The sequence below is a fragment of the Halomonas beimenensis genome (assembly GCF_002549795.1).
In the GTDB taxonomy this organism is placed as follows: Bacteria; Pseudomonadota; Gammaproteobacteria; order Pseudomonadales; family Halomonadaceae; genus Halomonas; species Halomonas beimenensis.
The window spans coordinates 2,446,765-2,464,132 of the sequence record NZ_CP021435.1; the positions used below are offsets into that span (position 1 = coordinate 2,446,765).

At 63.4% G+C, this 17,368-nt stretch carries 20 protein-coding genes; 18 read left to right on the forward strand and 2 right to left on the reverse strand.

The window, feature by feature from the left end:
• Positions 1-124: 124 nt before the first annotated feature.
• The 11 genes from BEI_RS11490 to BEI_RS11535 all read left to right on the forward strand — a co-directional run bounded on the left by BEI_RS11490 (position 125) and on the right by BEI_RS11535 (position 9,469).
• Positions 125-1,420, forward strand: coding sequence for an aspartate kinase (locus BEI_RS11490; protein WP_193765102.1), 1,296 nt, complete (start codon positions 125-127; stop codon positions 1,418-1,420).
• 266 nt (positions 1,421-1,686) lie between these two features.
• The gene (locus BEI_RS11495) at positions 1,687-2,484 is read left to right on the forward strand and encodes a c-type cytochrome (protein ID WP_227644455.1); all 798 of its coding nucleotides are present in this window, start codon (positions 1,687-1,689) and stop codon (positions 2,482-2,484) included.
• 97 nt (positions 2,485-2,581) lie between these two features.
• Entirely contained in the window at positions 2,582-2,887 is a 306-nt protein-coding gene (locus tag BEI_RS11500) for a hypothetical protein (RefSeq protein ID WP_097789664.1), read from the forward strand.
• A gap of 79 nt (positions 2,888-2,966) precedes the next feature.
• Complete coding sequence (locus BEI_RS19155; RefSeq protein WP_193765103.1) at positions 2,967-3,110, forward strand: hypothetical protein; 144 nt, start codon at positions 2,967-2,969, stop codon at positions 3,108-3,110.
• A complete protein-coding gene (locus tag BEI_RS11505; protein WP_097789665.1) occupies positions 3,107-3,547 on the forward strand; it encodes a DUF411 domain-containing protein in 441 nt (146 codons plus the stop codon). Before BEI_RS19155 ends, BEI_RS11505 begins: the two co-directional genes overlap by 4 nt.
• 242 nt (positions 3,548-3,789) lie before the next feature.
• Positions 3,790-4,281, forward strand: coding sequence for a cupredoxin domain-containing protein (locus BEI_RS11510; RefSeq protein ID WP_097789666.1), 492 nt, complete (start codon positions 3,790-3,792; stop codon positions 4,279-4,281).
• Positions 4,282-4,284: 3 nt separating this feature from the next.
• Positions 4,285-4,950, forward strand: coding sequence for a response regulator (locus BEI_RS11515; protein WP_097789667.1), 666 nt, complete (start codon positions 4,285-4,287; stop codon positions 4,948-4,950).
• On the forward strand, positions 4,937-6,280 hold the full coding sequence (locus tag BEI_RS11520; protein ID WP_227644456.1) for an ATP-binding protein: 1,344 nt from the start codon (positions 4,937-4,939) through the stop codon (positions 6,278-6,280). Before BEI_RS11515 ends, BEI_RS11520 begins: the two co-directional genes overlap by 14 nt.
• Positions 6,281-6,327: 47 nt before the next feature.
• Positions 6,328-8,154, forward strand: coding sequence for a copper resistance system multicopper oxidase (locus BEI_RS11525; RefSeq protein WP_097789668.1), 1,827 nt, complete (start codon positions 6,328-6,330; stop codon positions 8,152-8,154).
• A 9-nt stretch (positions 8,155-8,163) separates the two neighbouring features.
• Positions 8,164-8,934 carry a copper resistance protein B gene (locus BEI_RS11530; RefSeq protein ID WP_097789669.1) on the forward strand — a complete coding sequence of 257 codons (771 nt, stop codon included), beginning with the start codon at positions 8,164-8,166 and terminating at the stop codon, positions 8,932-8,934.
• 118 nt (positions 8,935-9,052) lie between these two features.
• On the forward strand, positions 9,053-9,469 hold the full coding sequence (locus BEI_RS11535) for a T9SS type A sorting domain-containing protein (RefSeq protein ID WP_097789670.1): 417 nt from the start codon (positions 9,053-9,055) through the stop codon (positions 9,467-9,469).
• A 168-nt stretch (positions 9,470-9,637) separates the two neighbouring features.
• Here BEI_RS11535 and BEI_RS11540 read toward each other — a convergent pair whose 3' ends face one another.
• Positions 9,638-10,993 (reverse strand): MBL fold metallo-hydrolase, encoded by a 1,356-nt coding sequence (locus BEI_RS11540; protein ID WP_097789671.1) that lies wholly within the window; start codon positions 10,991-10,993, stop codon positions 9,638-9,640.
• A 220-nt stretch (positions 10,994-11,213) separates the two neighbouring features.
• Positions 11,214-11,522 (reverse strand): hypothetical protein, encoded by a 309-nt coding sequence (locus tag BEI_RS19000; RefSeq protein WP_153045787.1) that lies wholly within the window; start codon positions 11,520-11,522, stop codon positions 11,214-11,216.
• Between the two features lie 426 nt (positions 11,523-11,948).
• Between BEI_RS19000 and BEI_RS11545 the strand changes: the two genes are divergently transcribed.
• From BEI_RS11545 to BEI_RS11570, 7 genes are all read left to right on the forward strand, one after another.
• Entirely contained in the window at positions 11,949-13,196 is a 1,248-nt protein-coding gene (locus tag BEI_RS11545; protein WP_097789672.1) for a cation:proton antiporter, read from the forward strand.
• Between the two features lie 177 nt (positions 13,197-13,373).
• Entirely contained in the window at positions 13,374-13,880 is a 507-nt protein-coding gene (locus BEI_RS19500; protein ID WP_464388548.1) for an ethylbenzene dehydrogenase-related protein, read from the forward strand.
• A 24-nt stretch (positions 13,881-13,904) separates the two neighbouring features.
• Positions 13,905-14,801: an ethylbenzene dehydrogenase-related protein gene (locus BEI_RS19505; RefSeq protein ID WP_464388552.1), complete on the forward strand. Its 897-nt coding sequence runs from the start codon at positions 13,905-13,907 to the stop codon at positions 14,799-14,801.
• Positions 14,798-15,352 carry a heme ABC transporter permease gene (locus BEI_RS11555; protein ID WP_097789673.1) on the forward strand — a complete coding sequence of 185 codons (555 nt, stop codon included), beginning with the start codon at positions 14,798-14,800 and terminating at the stop codon, positions 15,350-15,352. Before BEI_RS19505 ends, BEI_RS11555 begins: the two co-directional genes overlap by 4 nt.
• A gap of 92 nt (positions 15,353-15,444) precedes the next feature.
• Positions 15,445-16,191, forward strand: coding sequence for a TVP38/TMEM64 family protein (locus tag BEI_RS11560; RefSeq protein WP_227644700.1), 747 nt, complete (start codon positions 15,445-15,447; stop codon positions 16,189-16,191).
• Positions 16,192-16,680: 489 nt separating this feature from the next.
• A complete protein-coding gene (locus BEI_RS11565) occupies positions 16,681-17,019 on the forward strand; it encodes a hypothetical protein (RefSeq protein WP_097789674.1) in 339 nt (112 codons plus the stop codon).
• Between the two features lie 91 nt (positions 17,020-17,110).
• Entirely contained in the window at positions 17,111-17,338 is a 228-nt protein-coding gene (locus tag BEI_RS11570) for a DUF2933 domain-containing protein (RefSeq protein ID WP_097789675.1), read from the forward strand.
• Positions 17,339-17,368 lie beyond the last annotated feature (30 nt).

A 17,368-nucleotide genomic window follows, 5' to 3' on the forward strand; every position in this document is an offset into this window, starting at 1 on the left:
CGAGGTCAGCAGGCCTCACGGAAGGTGAGGGACTCGGGTATTGGCGAGCGGCCCCTGCCCCTTTCCCTCGGCACGAATTTTTCGCAAGGTGGGCAGACACCCATCGCGATCCGGCAGGTGCGACGTGACCCAGGTCTTCAAGTTCGGCGGGGCCTCGATCCGGGGCGCCGACGCCATCCGGCATCTTGGCCGCCTGCTGGCCGACTTTCCCGAACGCCCGCTCGCCGTGGTGATCTCCGCCATGGGGCAGACCACCGATGCCCTGGAGGCCCTGCTCGGCGGTGGTCGGGCCGGTGAGGCGTCCGACTACCGGAACCGCCTCGCGACCCTGCGCCGGGATCATCTGGACGTCGTGGACGCGCTGTTCGGTTCGGAGGCCGCCCCCGTGTCACGGCGGGTCGAGGCCTTGTTCGACGAACTCGACGCGCTCCACCGGACGCATGCGAACGGCGAGCGGCCCCTTCACTACGATCAGACCGTCTGCTTCGGCGAGCTGCTCTCCACTACCATCGTGAGCGCCTGGCTCGAGGCGAGCGGCATCGCCACCCGCTGGCAGGACGCCCGGGAGCTGGTCGTCACCGATGCCTGCCACCAGGCGGCCAACGTCGACTGGGCGGCCACCACCGAGCGACTGCAGCGGCTGAGGCGGGATGACGGCCGGCTACTGGTCACCCAGGGCTTCATCGCCAGCACCCCCGACGGGGTCACGACCACCCTGGGACGCGAGGGCTCCGACTACAGCGCGGCGATCCTCGCCCACTGCCTGGACGCCGAGCGGCTCACGCTCTGCAAGGACGTGCCGGGCCTGTTCAATGCCGACCCGCGGCGATTCGACAACGCCGTTCAACTTGACCACCTTTCCTACGCCGAGGCCATCGAGCTGGCCTGGCATGGCGCCAAGGTGATCCATCCCAAGGCCCTGGCTCCCCTGCAACGCAAGGCCATCCCGCTGACGCTACGCTCCTTCACGCAGCCCCGGGCACCGGGCACCGCCATCGATGCCGACACTCGCCATGACGGCGAGATCCCGGTACTGATTCTTCGCGAAGGCCAGACGTTGCTGGAACTCCGCCCTCGGGACTTCGCCTTCATGGACGAGGCGCGCCAGCATCACATCCTCGGGGGCCTGGTCGAGGCCGGGCTGCATGCCGGCATGATCGACGCCGGCGCCATGCGCCTCTCGCTCTGCCTCGATGGCCATCCGGACTATCTCGAACCGCTCGTCGCGGCGTTCCGGGCCGATTACCGGGTGACGCGCCGGGACGACCTGGCCCTGCTCACCGTGCGCCACGGCGACGCTGCCCTGCTCGAGGCCCTGAGCGAGGGGCGCGAATGCCTGGCCGAGCGAGGCAATGCCGATACCGCCCAGCGGGTCTTCCCGGGCACCCGATGCCGAGGCAGATGGCGTATTCCGAACTGAGCCTCCTCCCGAGGCTCCGGCCGCCCGCGGGATACCGATGCAGCCCCCGGGCGACGCCTACCGGGATTCGCTGTCGAGCCTGTACAACCGCTTCCGGACCCTGCCCACGTTCGGCGGGGGCGTGAACAGCAGTCGGCGGTTCAAGCCCTGTCTGCGTCATCGTCGACTTGCGCCGGGCCGCGCGAATCGGCATCGTGTTTCACCGAGGCGTGAACCGCTCCGGACCTCAAGACACCGACATGTTCCGAATACGATAAGGATCAGAGATGCTGAAGCTTGCCCTCGGAGGGGTCCTGACCCTGTTGCTGCTTGTCGCCGGAGGCGCGGCCTTCGTTCATAGCGGCATGTACAATGTCGCCGCCACGGACCAGCACCTGCCGATCGTCGAGTCGGTCCTGCATTCCACCATGCACGCCTCGGTCGAGGCCGGTGCCGAAGAGATCGAGGTTCCGGACCTTGGCGGTGACCGCATGATTCGTGCCGGAGCCGCCGCCTACGACGACCTCTGCGCCGCCTGTCACCTCAAGCCCGGTCGCGAGAGCACGGTGCTGCGCGCCGGTCTCAACCCCACGCCGCCGACCTTCTCGGGTGCCTCTCACCAGGATCCTGCCGAGCAGTTCTGGGTAATCAAGAACGGCATCAAGATGACCGGCATGCCCGCCTGGGGCGTGACTCATGACGACCAGGAGCTGTGGGAGATCGTGGCCTTCCTGCAGCGACTGCCCGAACTCTCGCAAGCCGATTACCTGGCCATGGTCGAGCCGACGGCGGGGGATGACGGTCACGACCACGACCATGGCGACACCAGCGCCATGGCCCAGTCGGGGACCCATGCTCCCAAGCGGGCAGACGACGGCCATGACCACGAGCATGGCGACATGGGGGCCATGAGCGAGCAGGCGTCGGCCCGCGACCCGGCCGCGGCAGAGGCGGATCCGGCCACCACCGAGCTTCAGCTGGCCGACTCGCGCCAGGCTGACTCACCGGGTAACCATGAGCCGGATGGCCCCTCGTCGTCATCCTCAACCAGCGACGATCACTATGCGGATGGTCACACTCACTGAATCTCGGAGGTCTGCGTTACTCCGGACCGCCCCTTGACGATTGCATCCTCGGTGGGAATCAGGGTTCAATAGGAGCCGAGATACCGAGGATCCCGTCATGGCATCGTGGACCAGGACATCACCGCAACACACGGCTTGGCGACGCCTGCTGGCGCTGCTGCTGGTGATGTTCTTTGCCTTCTCGACCCTTCCCGGCCATGCCTCGGCGGATGCCTGCCAGGTCGACTGCGCTTTGCTGCAGGTCGAGATGCTCGATACGGAGGAGCCTTGCGATGCGATCTGCGCGGCTCCCGCCGCTACGGCTCAGCCTGCGATCTTCGCTCCCAACGGCTTGCCGCTCACGGAGACCATCGCCGTGAGCGACTACGTGCCCCAGCCCCCGCACAGGCCCCCGAGAGCCTGAGCCTCCAGGCAGGCTCCTGACCGCCTGCCATACCCCGACCGTTACCCGTTCACGACCGCTGCGCTTCGGGAGTCGCGCCATGTTCACCGATTGTTTCGCCACCATGGGCCACATGGGCTGGCTGGGCTGGCTGATGCCGCTGGCCGTCCTGCTGCTCCTCGGTCTCGGCATCGCCGCCCTCATCAAGTATCTGTTCAGTTCCAGCAAGGGAGATCGCTCATGAAACTCACTCTGCCTCACCTGCTGATGGCCACCGGCCTGCTGCTGGGTGCCACCACCGCCCATGCCGCCCTGCCGGACGAGGCCACCCTCTACAAGAATCCTCAGTGCGGCTGCTGCGATGGCTATGCCCGCCACCTGGAACGGCTGGGGGTCGAGGTCACCATCGTCGATGACCGGGACCTCGGCGAGATCAAGCAGTCGGCGGGCGTGCCCTACGGGCTGGGCGCATGCCATACCGTCATGATGGGCGACTACGTGATCGAGGGACATGTGCCCCTGGCGGCGGTGGAGGCCCTCTTCGAGCGGCAGCCCGACACCGACGGCATCGGGCTCGCCGGCATGCCGAGCGGCACACCCGGCATGCCGGGACCGCAGCGGGAACCCTATGAGGTCTACCAGTTCCGGGACCACCAGGAGACCCCTTTCATGACGCTCTGACCACACCTCTCGGATGCCCGCCGGCTCCCGGTCCTCGGATGTCGGCGGGCCACCAGCTCTGCGAGCCAGGCCGGAGGGTGTCCCTCCGGCCTGGCTCGATCATATGCCCAGAAGATACCTCACCGTTTGGAACATGAGATCGGGTAATCACTGTCCATGGCTATGCCCCGTTCGGCATTCAGCCCCGATTCAGCTTGATGGCTTAGAAATGGACGGCCCACTGACTCGACAGAGGTATCAAGATGCGTAAGACACTTCTCGTAGCCGTTTTTGGCCTGGCGTCCACCACCGCCCTGGCCGGTGCCGGGCACGGCAGCGGTAATTCCCAAGCCGACACTGAACCGTCGATCGATCGAACCTTCGCCTTCGAAGCGGGTGACATGTGGTTCACGCCCGGCAAGCTGGAGATCACTCCCGGTGAGACGGTGAAGTTCGAGATCACCAACGCCGGCAATCTCGAGCATGAATTCGTGATCGGTGACAGCGAGGCGCAGGCACAGCATCGCGAGATGATGCGCGAGATGGCCTCCGGCGGTGGACACGACATGGGGGGTGGCCATCATGGCGGAGGACAGGATGACGCCGCCAACATGCCATCGGTCACCATCCCCCCCGGCGAAACCGCTACCCTGGTCTGGACCGCGCCTCATGACGTCAAGGAAGTGGAATTCGCCTGTAATATTCCAGGACACTATGAGGCAGGCATGAACGGTGACATCCGGATCGAAGGATAAGCCATGAAGCTACTGCTTCTCGAAGACGATGACCTGCTCGGCGAGAGCCTGGCGGAAACCCTGAGCGACGAAGGGTACCGCGTTGATACGGCCACACGCTTGCGTGTGGCCGACTCCCTGATGCAGACAGAGGAGTATGGCCTCGTCATCCTGGATATCGGACTGCCCGACGGCTCCGGTCTCGAATTGCTCGAGCGCTGGCGCGGACGAGGCTATCGGCAACCCATCCTGGCCCTCACGGCTCGCGATACCTGGGAAGACAAGGTCCTTGGCTTGCGCCGTGGGGCCGATGACTATCTGACCAAACCCTTCCACGAGGAAGAGTTGCTGGCCAGGCTGCATGCCCTGCTCAGGCGTCAGCACGGCAATACCGGCAACGTCTTGACCGTCAATGGCATTCATCTCGATGAGCACCAGCAACGGGTGAGCACCGACGGCAATACCTGGCAGTCCCTGACGGGCACCGAATTTCGGCTGCTGCGCTTCCTGATGCACCACCCGGATCGCGTCCACTCCAAGCTGCGGCTTCTCGACCAGCTCTACACCCTGGAACAGGATGCTCCGGCCCCCAATCTCGTCGAGGTCTATATCGGGCGCCTGCGCCGCCGACTGGGTAAGGACGTCATCAAGACGCGTCGCGGCCAGGGGTACATCCTTGCGTCCTCTTGATCGTCGCAGCCTGAGAATCAGGCTACTCGTCTGGTTGGGCGGCGCGGCGCTCATCGTGGTGGGGGTGACCTGGCTGCTGCACGGCATACTGCTGCGTGACCTGGCCCGTGACTTCCTCGGCGACCGCCTACGCGAAGAAGCCGAGTACACCCTTGACAAGTTGCGCCAAGAACCGACGACGCGCCCCCCGCTAACGGCCCCGTCGAGCCTGGCCGCGCAAGTCTTCCACCACCTCTACGTACTGAGCCTGGACGGCGAGGTCACGACCTCGCATCCTGCCTGGCTGGACACGCTCTATCCGCTGCTGGAGGTTCAGGATGACGCGCTGCTCGACGTGCATCGCCAAGGCAGCCACCTGCTCGTCTATCGCCGCCCCTTCTCGGTCGCCGGTCACGAGGGCGTCCTGCTGGTCGGCGAAAATTTCGATCGTGTCGAGACGGGACTGATCAGGCTGACTTGGTGGATCGGGATCATCGCCGGCCTGGTCCTGCTACTGCTCATCATATTGAACTTGTTGGCGGTGAGGGCCGCACTGCGCCCCATCGCGCAACTGCAGCGGCAACTCGACGAGCTCCGCCTGGGACAGCGGGCACGCCTGGACCTGACGGTGCCGACGGAACTCGAGACGCTGGTCACCCAACTGAACCGGTTCATGGATGCGCAGGACAGCCGCCTGAAGCGTTCGCGGCATGCCGTCGCCGATCTCTCGCATGCGCTGAAGACCCCCTTGGCCGCGATCATGCAGGTCATGCGGGGCAGTCGTCCCATCGATCCGCAGCGACGGGCCAAGATACTGGCTCGCCTGGCAGACATGCAGGCTCAACTGAATGCCGAGTTGCGGCGCTCGAGGATCGCCGGCCCCGATGCCGGCCAGCACACCGTCATTCGGCGGGAGATCCAAGGGATGTTGGACATGTTCCAGTCCCTCTATCCCGACAAGGAATTCCGCTGGAGCGGGACACTCGACGAATCGGCGAGCCTCGCCATGGAGCGACAGGACTTCATGGAGATGGTGGGCATCGTGCTGGATAACGCCGGCAAGTGGGCGAGCCACACCATCCGCATTCACGCTACGCTCACCGACGGCTTGCGTCTGGTGGTAGAAGACGATGGCTCCGGGGTTCCGGAAGAACAGCTCACCCGGTTGGGTCAACGCGGGCAACGCCTCGACGAGGGCCGCCCGGGCCACGGTCTGGGACTGTCGATCCTAATCCAGCTGCTCGATCACTATGCCGGATCCGTCGACTTCCAGTCACCTCCCGACTCGGGCCTGCGGGTCACGATCCATATTCCTCAACCCGGCTCCCCCATTCAGTCAGGGTTCAGCTAGCCACGGCATCATCGACTCCGTCTTATCATCCTGGAAAGGAGTCATGCATGACAACGGCCAAGCATCCTGTATTCCCATTGACCCGCCGCCAGGTCCTCAAGGGCGGCAGCGCCATGGGACTCGGCGCAATGGCATTGGGGCTCACCCCGGCCTGGGCCAATCCCTGGGGCCAGTCCGCGGTATACCCGCAAGGCACCGAGCACGGCCCCGACGTCTCGCTGGCCATTCGCCGTGAGACCTCACCGGTCGCGGGAAAGGCCGCCCGTCCCATCAGCATCAATGGCACCAGTCCCGGTCCCCTCATTCGCCTCAGGGAAGGCGAGGATGCCGTGCTGCGGGTCACGAACCTGCTGGAGGAGCCCACTTCCATCCATTGGCACGGCTTGATCCTGCCACCGGAGATGGATGGTGTGCCCGGTGTCAGCTTTGCCGGCATCGCCCCGGGGGAGACCTTCACCTATCGCTTCCCCGTGCGCCAGAGTGGCACCTACTGGTATCACAGTCACTCTGGGCTTCAGGAACAGCTCGGCCATGCCGGGCCCCTGATCATCGACGCTGCCGAGCGTGAGCCCTTCCGCTACGACCGGGAGCATGTGCTGCTGTTGACCGACTGGAGCTTCGAGGATCCCGCCACCATCTTCCATAACCTGAAGACCGGTGAAGGCTACTACAACTTCCAGGAAAGAACGGTCGCTGACTTCTTCGCCGACGTGGAACGAAACGGCTTCGCCGATACCGCCGCTCAGCGAGCCATGTGGGCCCAGATGCGCATGAGTTCCCGTGACATCGCCGATGTTACCGGCAGTACCTACACGTACTTGATGAACGGACAATCGCCGCAACAGAACTGGACGGCCCTCTTCAAGCCCGGCGAAACACAGCGACTCCGTATCATCAACGGTTCGGCCATGACCTACTTCGATGTGCGAATACCGGGACTCACGATGACGGTCGTGGCAGCGGATGGTCAGCCGGTCCAACCCGTCCCCGTCGAAGAGTTTCGCATCGGTATCGCCGAGACCTATGACGTCCTGGTGACCCCTGAGGCCGATACGGCCTATACGCTATTCGCCGAGTCCATGGATCGCAGCGGCTTCGCGCGCGGCACCCTCGCGCCGCGGCTCGGCATGGCCGCCGCCATCCCGGTGCGGCGCCGGATCGCCGATCGCGGCATGGAAGCCATGGGCACTCATGGGGGTATGGACATGTCGGGCATGGTCGATAAGCAAAGCATGGATCATGCCAGGATGCGAGGCTCGGATCTGGCCGGTGGGCAAAACATGGACCACTCCGAGATGACCGGCATGAATCACGCCGGCATGCAAGGCATGGAGCATGGCAACATGGCCGGCAAGGATAAGATGCCCCCCCGGGAGGCCGATGGAATGCTGCCCGTGGGCGTGGCGCAACCCGGCTCCCGTCTCGACCAGCCAGGCATCGGCATCGACCCGCGCGAGCGTCGCGTGTTGGTCTATCGCGACCTGAAGGCGATACGTCCCTGGCCGGATCGCCGCCCGCCGGGCCGCGAGCTCGAGCTTCACCTGACCGGCAACATGGAACGCTATATGTGGTCCTTCGACGGCAAGAAATTCAGCGAGGTCACCGGGCCGATCCACTTCGAGAAGGATGAGCGCCTGCGACTGATCCTGGTCAACGACACCATGATGGAGCACCCCATTCATCTGCATGGCATGTGGATGGAACTGGAGAACGGCGCCGGTGAGCTGATTCCCCGCAAGCACACACTGAACGTCAAGCCCGGAGAACGAATCTCCGCGCTGGTTACCGCCGATGCGGAAGGTAGCTGGGCCTTCCATTGCCATCTGCTCTATCACATGGATGCCGGCATGTTCCGGGTCGTCAAAGTCGCGTAAGGAGTGCTCATGAATCCCAAGATCATTGCCATGGCGATCGGCACCAGCCTTGTCATGCTGGCCGCCACCAGCCTACAGGCCGAGGACGGTTACGATGCGCCACAGGACTGGCCCTCGCCGATCGTCGAGCACTCGCGTGGCTCTCTACTCGTCGACCGCCTCGAGTACGCCACACCCGACAAGGGGGAAGATGCCCTGGTATGGGACTTTCGTGCCTGGTATGGCGGCGACGTCAACCGGGTCTACCTGAAGGGGGAGGGCGAGAACGTCCAGGGGGATGACGAAGCCGCAGAATTCGAGAACCTCGACCTGTTGTATAGTCGGTTGATCGCCCCTTTCTGGGAGCTTCAGGGAGGTATCGGCTATCAGGGAGGCATTGCCACCGACGATCACCCTGAACGCTACTTCGGGGTCATCACCCTGCAGGGGTTCGCTCCCTATCGCTTCGAGACCGACCTCGATCTCAGGGTCAGCGATGAGGGGGAAGTCTCGGCCGGCCTGGAAGGTGAATACGACCTCCGGCTCACACAGCGAACGTATCTCCAACCTCGAGTGGAGATCGCGGTAGCGGGCGATGATGTCCCAGAATTCGGCATTGGCGAAGGGATAAACGCTATACGCACGGGGCTACGGCTGCGCTATGAGATGACGCGAAAGTTTGCGCCCTACCTCGGTGCCTACTGGGAGAAAGCCTACGGCGAAACGGCCGATCTCGCCCGTGCTGAAGGGGAGGACGTGGAAGACACCGGCATCGTGGCCGGGTTACGACTCTGGTATTGAGTCCTGCCTCGTCACTTTCTTCGCGCCACATGCTCCATGTGGCGCTTTTCATTCATTTCAGTGTCATTTCAGCTTCCACCTCCATACTGGAATCGTCAACCAGCCAAGGAGGTATCCCATGAAGCGTCAAGTCGTATTCCTGAGTGCAGCGATGTTGAGCCTGTTCTCGTCAGCTTCTTTCGCCGTCACGGGCAATCAACCAAGCGGACCGATAAAGCTTGAACCGGGAGTGACCGATACCCAGATCCTGAGTTCCGCTGATCCCAAGCGCTATGAAGTGCAAATAGATCGTGATCAAACGATCGAGATCAGTAGCGAGCACTTCGCGGGTGAGTCCAGTGCTGTCACGATGATCGAAGGCGAACTCTACGACGCATCAGGTAAGCTCATCTCCAGGGATTCCGACACTCGCGGTCACTTGCTTATCTCGGAGCGGCTTCAACCCGGCACTTATATTCTCGAGGTGAGTGGCACCGCTATGGGAAGCGCCGACGAGGTTTCCAACCGCTATACTCTTCACCTCAACGTCGAATGATGCTGCTCGAGGGTTGACGACCTGCCTGTCGTACTCAAGGCCAGCCAAAGCTGGCCTTTTTCTTGCCTGCTACCCATTCCGGTCATTGCTTTAGGGCAACGCTGCATACATCACGGCATCCAGCTATCACGCACTCGGCAGCAGCAGCGGATTGTATGCAGCGTCTCCTTATAACTCCAGGGCCATTTCATGCCTGGCCACCTCGGCCCGGAAGGCCGTATGGCGACCCAGATAATCGCGCATGCCGTCGAGTGCTTCCGGCTCGCCATGAACGAGCTGAATCGGAGTATCCGGTGGCAGTGCGCTCTTCCCCAGCCACTCCGCGATTTCCAGATAGTCGCCATGACCGGACAACCCCTCCAATACCTTGACGGTGGCACGGATCGGTACCCACTTGCCATGGATCTTGACCGCATCGGCACCGGAGGTCATTTTCGCGCCGCGGGTCCCACCGGCCTGATAGCCGGTAAAGAGAACCGTCGTTCTGGGATTACCAAGCAAGCGGCGGAAATGGTGCAGAATGCGGCCGCCTGAGGCCATGCCACTGCCGGCGATGATGACATGGGGATAGGCTTGTCCGGACAACGCTTTCGACTGAGCCACCGAGCGAAGATATTCCGGCACATCACACATCGCGCGGCACTGTTCTGGTGAGAGTCGATGCTGATCGCGATACTGGCAATAGATGTCGGACACGTTGATCGCCATGGGGCTATCGAGATAGACGGGTAGCCGGGGAATGGCGTCGTTCGCCATCAGCGTCGTCAGCATATGCTGCAGCAATTGCGCCCGACCGACGGCGAAGGAGGGGATCAGCACCACGCCACCCCTGTGGGCCGTGAGGTTGACCGCCTCCGCGAGTTGTGCCCAAGGGTCCGCGTCTGGATGCCGACGATTACCGTAGGTCGACTCCAGCAGTAACAGGTCGAGACCGGGTAACGACCGCGGGGGTTGCATGAAGATATCGTTCGGCCGTCCGACGTCACCGGAGAATCCGATCTTTTTTCCCTCTGCTTCCAGAATGATGCTGGCGGCCCCGAGAATATGACCGGCTGGTTGTAGATGGAAACGAACATCGCCTATCGACGCCTCTTCATCGAACCCGACCGTTTGAAACAACTCAATGCAGTCTTCGGCGGTGCGGCGGTCATAGAGGGGCAGCGGCGATCGGTGCCGACCGATCCGATGTTTGGCATAGAACCTGGCATCCTCCTCCTGCAGGTGACCGCTGTCGGCCAGCAGGATGCGGCACAATTCCCGGGTCGCATGATGGGTGTAGACGGGTCCGCGGAACCCCTGGCGATACAGGACAGGCAGATAGCCGGAGTGATCCAGATGAGCATGGGTCAGCAGTACCGCGTCCAGCGATGCAAGGTTCAGCGGCAACGATTTCCAGTTACGCTCGCGCAGCCACTTGAACCCCTGAAAGAGACCACAATCGACCAGTAGCCGGGTATTGGCGGTCTCGATCAGGTACTTGGAACCGGTCACGGTTTCCGTTCCACCAAGGAAGGTAATTCTCATGGACTCCCCCTCTTTCGCTCGCGCCGGACCGTCCCCATGGCGCGCCAAGGCTGGTATCCGAAGAGTGGCGCAGGGATGACTATCCACCCTGCTTTGCATCAGGCTCAGCCACTTACTCCATTCGTGCCACCAGGTGCGGCGAAGAAGCCGTGAGGCTGATGCTCACGGCCTTCACCGAGACAAGATACCCTGTTTCCGGCTGTAATGAGCAAATATCAGCCTAAGGATGCTCTTCATTCAGAATATCCCGGATAATCGCCTGGAACTGGCTCTCGCTGGGGGCGAAGATCTTACGGCGCACCTGAGTCTGGGAATTGACCCAGGCCGGGTGGCTGGTCGCCACCTGTTGCCCCTGACTCAGTTTCAATCTTTCCCAGGCGATTTTCGATAATCCGATAAATCCTGAAGGTAATAACCCGGCATCGGACTCGATGACGTTGAGTCTGGCGATGATACTCTTCGAGCCTGTCTGAACTTCAATCCGGGTTTGAACTCCAAAGCCTTCTGAGCGATAGATATGATATATCATCGCGCATATAGACCACCGACTCCTGATAGGTCTCGATGCCGGTGCGGATTGCGCGGAGTCGGTTATGAATGCTATCTGGTTGATACATCCCAACCTGCAATCGACATTACCGCCCCCGCCGCTGCGTAATAATTTTCCAGGGTCTCTGGTGAGACTCTTTCCATTCGTCACATCCGGCTCACCTATCTTTCGACACTGTGAACACACTCCTGTTTCATCCTCGTTCAGAACAACTATTCGACCAATGTTATGGCTAAAGGGCTTGGGCGCCCATCCTCCACGGCATCAATGGTCGATGGTCTTTAATTCTGACTGCCAATTCGTGAAAGTGCCAATGCTGCCTGTTGGTCGCGATTATTGGCCACCGCCAGTTCCCCAGCTGTCGAAAGGCTATGCTGAAGGGGAGTTCTGACCAGACTGTTCACCATGGAAACACTGTTAATCGTTCTGGTACTGCTGGTGGCAACCCGACTTGGCGGCTTGATCGCGACAAGGCTTGGGCAACCGATGCTGGTCGGCGAACTCATCGCCGGGGTCGCCTTGGGCCTGATACTGGCCGGCTTCACCCTCGACCCTGCCTTGATCGAACTTGGCCAAGAACACCACGTCATGGCACTCACCGATCTCGGCATTTTCTTTCTGATGCTGCTCGGGGGCCTCGAGATGCGCCCCCGTGAACTGGTCGAATCCGGTGTCCGCTCAATGGTCGTGGCAACCTGCGCCATGGTGCTGCCGCTTTCGGCAGGCTTTTTCGTCGCCTGGCTCTGGCTGCCTTCGTCCGATTTGCGCTTCGCCCAAGCACTGTTCGTCGGTACCGCACTGTCCATCACCGCAGTACCGGTAACGATACGGGTGCTGATGGACATGAACCGGCTCAATACCCGCATCGGCCGGCTGATCGTGTCGGCCGCCGTGTTCGACGACCTGCTGAGCCTGGTCTTGCTCAGCATCTTGACCGCGACCCTCGGGAACGGCCAGTTCCTGGAGGGTCTGCCCCTCGCGCTGATCCCCCTGCGCGTGCTGGCATTCGTAGTCCTGGTGTACGCGCTTGGCACCTTCCTGATGCCGCCACTGGCCCGCTTCGTGGTCGGCTTGGGGGTCGAGGAGATGGGATTCAGCTTTATCCTGGTGATAGGCGCCCTGTTCTCCTTGCTGGCGGAGCTGCTGGGATTGCATTTCATCCTCGGCGCTTTCGCCGCCGGTCTGTTCTTCGGTCGTGAGACGGTCAACAGCCAGCTGTACGACGACCTGCGTCACAAGGTTGCGGCCATCACCAACGGGTTTCTGGCCCCCATTTTCTTCGCCTCGATCGGACTCGAACTTGAGCTGTCGGCCATCCGGGAAGTCCCTCTGTTCCTGCTCATACTCATTATCGTCGCCTTCCTCGGCAAGCTCCTCGGTGCTGCACTACCGGCTCGGTTATTCGGTATCCCGGCGCCGGAAGCCTGGGCGATCGGCACCGCCATGAGCGCTCGCGGGGCCGTCGAGCTGATTATTGCCGGTATCGCGCTGCGCGCCGGGTTGTTCGACGCGGGGGCCGCGGACTCCGCCATCGTCGCCAATCTGTTCTCGGTGGTGGTGCTGGTCGCCATCGTCACCACCATCGCGGCGCCGATCGGCCTGCGCCTGGCACTGTTACAGGCCCCTCGCGCCGGAGGAAATGGCCCGACATGACGGCTCGAAGTAGTCGAGCCCGGCGGCGTTGCCCCCCATCGCCGAAACGCTGAGACGCGCTGGCGTCTCCCTGGGACGCCTCTGCCGTGACGACCGAAGAAGGCTTGACCACAATCAAGTGGCCTGCCGTCAAGGGTGCCTATGCTGAATGCATCCTTGCTACCTTGGGAGCCCGGCATGAGCGACAAGGCGATTCCCCTGCTGTTAGCCGGCGGCCTGGTGGGCCTGGGCCTGGCTTGGGTCACCCAGGGAAGCGGGGTGATCCACGACGATCAGGCCCGCAACCTCTACATCCCCGATCCGCTGACCATGCCGCTGCAGGTCAAGGTGGCCCATGACGAGGAACGCATCTGGTTCCGCTATCGTTGGCCGACCGAGCGACCGCACATCTATCACGACATGCTGCGCTACACGGACGGCGGGTGGGTCCGCCATGGCGCCTCTACCGTCGGCCCCCAGCCGGAAGGCACCTACGAGGACCGGGTGACCATGCTGGTCGACGACGGCGGCGTGCCCGACTTCGGGCGCTACGGCGGCTACGTCACCGTGGGCGACCGCATGCGGTTCTTCAGCGACGAGGCTCCCGCCGAGGCCGTGGCCACCCACCCCTACCTGGGCGAGACCCTCGGTCAGACCGAGGTGCGCAAGCACCTGCCCGAGACGCGTCGCGACGTCGCCGAGTGAGACAGCATCGTCGACGAGCCACAGCTGGCGGACCAGCAGACGAGCGGCTACTTCCTCGATCTCTGGCACTGGCGGGCGGGCCGCTCCAATGCGGTGGGCATGTCGGACGACCAGTGGGTCGGGGAGCATCGCCACAGCGACGCCGGCCGGGGGCCCTACACCACCAACTGGGACGCCGAGAACACCCGGCCCCAGTGGATGTTCGACCCCGAGGCCACCGGCCGTCATGCCCTGCGTTGGGAGGATGTCACCGCCGAGCGCGTCGACTTCGACGGTCTCTACTACCTCGCCGAGTCCTTCGCCGTGCCCTTCGATCCCGACCACGACTGGCAGGAAGGGGACGTCATCCCCCGCCGGCTACTTCGTGAGGGCGAGGGCTCCCGGGGCGACATCCGGGTCGCCGGCGACGCCCGCTGGTCGGACGGTTACTGGGACGTGACCCTGGTCCGCGACCTCGACACCGGCCAGCCGGACGACAAGGCCTTCGCCTCCCAGGGCCGCTATGATCTGGCCTTCGCCGTGCACCGCAACGCCACCGGCAGCCGCTGGCACTACGTGTCCCTCCCCTACTCCCTCGGCCTGGGACGCGAGGCCGACATCCTCGCCTCCTCCGTGACGGAGGGCACGCCGGACTGGTCCCAGCCGTGGTTCGACCTGACGCTCTACTACCCCGGACAGGTCGACTGGCCGCTGCTGATCGGCGAGGCCCATGCCGGCGCCGAGAAGATCGCGGCGGGCCTTCCGGTGCGAGCCCACCACGACGAGCGCCAGCTGGCCCACTATGGGGTGGAGATGGAGTTCCAGGACGCCATCCAGCGCCAGTGGGCCCTGACCCTGGTCGCCGGCCTGCTATTGCTGGCCGGCCTGTTCATCGGCCTGCTGCCCGCCTTCAGACGCCATCACTCGGGAGGCACACCATGACCGGCATGCACCATATGCTCGCCCACTTCCCCGTCGCCTTCTGGGCGCTGGCCAGCCTGATGATCCTGGTCGGCGTGCTGGCCAAGGGATGGCTCGCCGACCTCTGCCAGGCCGCCCTCCTGCCGGTGCTGATCCTCGGTGTCCTGGGGGCCCTCGCCACCCTGCTCAGCGGCTACGGGATCTGGTCCCTCGAGGCCCTGTTGCACAGCCCGCTGACGCGCAACCACCTGCTGATGGCCTTCTGGTCCCTGGCGGTTTACCTGATACTGCTCGTGCTGGTGTGGGTCGGGGGGCGAGACGCCTTCAGCGGCCCGCGCGGCCTGGCACTGGTGGTGCTGGGACTGCTGGGCACCTGGCTGTTCGCGCTGACCGGCACCCTGGGCGGTCACCTGGCCGGGGCCCCGACCTTCTTCTCTGCCCTGCCCCGACTGCTGGGGTGGGAGCTCTATACCACCTTCTATGCGCCGACGTGGGTGCTCGGCGTGATGGTGCTACTGGCGATCGCCGCCGCCGTCCTGGGGTTTCGTCGATTGAAGCGGGCACACCGTTAGGACACGTCGATGGCCCCCCGACCGGCGGTCCTTCATCGTCGAGGAGCCCGAGTGGGTGCAACGACAGGCATGGGAGATCGAGAGTGGGCAACATGGCCAGGCAGCAGAACCGGGAGGACGGCGCCCCTTCCCGCTTGTCCCGAGCCTCGAGGCGGCGCATCCTTCTGGGCGTTGCGCTGCTTGCCGCCTTCCTTGCCTCCGCTCTGGTGCTGTGGCGCACCGGAATGCTGGATACCCTGCTGGACGGCGACACCCTCGAGCAGGCGGTGATACGGCTTGGCCCACTGGGTCCGGTCCTGGTCATTGGCCTGATGACCTTGGCCATCGTCATGAGTCCGATCCCCAGCGCCCCGATCGCGCTTGCCGCCGGCGCGGCCTATGGCCATGCCTGGGGGACGCTCTATGTCGCCATCGGTTCCGGAACCGGCGCACTGATCGCCTTCTCCATTGCCCGCCTGCTGGGGTATGACGCCCTGAGGGCCTGGTTGGGCGTGCGCGCGACTCCGAACCTGCTGAACCGTTTCCTCGGCTCCCAGAACACCCTGATGGCCGCCGTTTTCGCCACTCGGCTCATGCCGTTCGTCTCGTTCGACGTCATCAGCTACGCGGCGGGACTCTCGCCTCTCAGGGCCTGGCGCTTTGCCATCGCGACGCTGTTGGGGGTGTTGCCGGCGAGTTTCCTGCTGGCGCATTTCGGCGACGAACTCGCCTCCGACGATCTGCGCCGCGCGGCCTTCACCGTGCTCGCGCTCGGCACCATCACCCTGCTCCCCCTGGCCTGGAAGGCCACGCCAGCACGCGTGCGATCGGCCCTCAGGCGCTGGCTGCACTTCGGGTGACCGGTCAGCGTACGGCAGTCGCCAGCCGGGCCTGTCCTTGGAGCATGACGACCCCGAGTCGATCATGTCCCTTTTTACCTGTCCCTGAACCACAACCAGGCTCTGCCCATGCAGCCTGGGGCTCGGCTGCGTCGGCCCTGGGCCCCGAATGGCGCGATTAACATGACGTCGATCAAGGTTCGGAGCTATCCGCCTCCATGGTGCCCCGCTCTCGCTTGACCCTTGCGTTACCCAAGGGTTTTAGGCTTTGAGCAAATCGACGGATCCCAAGCACCTAGGCATCGCTGAGGTGCTGCCGGAAGCAGAAGCCGGAAAGGCGGAAGCGATACAGGCCGAGGGCCTGCAACGGCATCAACGATGCCCTGGGCTGAGGGGTAAGACGGTATCGCCATGGCGATCAGTTCGGTGTCGGTGGTGGGCAATGCTCTGAACTTACACCAGACGTGGATCTGACTGTGCATGACGAAAACGACTGAGGGAGTGTTTCGTATGTCAAAGAATCAACACCGTCTCGGCGTCTCCGAGGTCAACCTGGTGACTCGCAAATTGAAGCTCGAGCCCTGCGATAAGGATGAGTTACGCGTCGCCATGGGAGAGATCGATGAGCTGTACGGGCTCGAGCGAGTCACCTATGACACCGACAAGCACAAACTCAGCATGGCCTATGATGCGTCGCGGCTGTGCATCGACCATATCGAGGCGATCCTCGCCTGGCACGCCATCGAGATCAGCCATGGCTGGTGGACGCGCTTCAAGGAAGACCACTACCGGTTCGTTGACCAGAACATCAAGGACAATGCCAGCAAGGAGCCATGGAGCTGCCATTGACTCCTCTCTTCATCGCTGCCGCGGCCATGTCGTTCGGCTCGGTATCGGTGATACGCCATTCCCTGCGCTGGAGCCAAACGAGGATCTGACCATGAATGACGAAACAGGCTGGCTGGACCGACGCCCCGGCAAGGGCACCTTCTGGCTATTGGTGGGGCTGGCCCTGGCAGTGGTGGGGTTCATGCTCTGGGAAGAGCACAAGGGGCATTTGCTCGGTGCCCTCCCCTGGCTGATCGTGCTCGCCTGCCCGCTTATGCACCTGTTCATGCACGGAGGGCACAGGGGGCATGGCAAGCATGGAGACGGCGCGGATAACTGAGGAGGCCCCCGCCAATGGTCGATGGGCCGT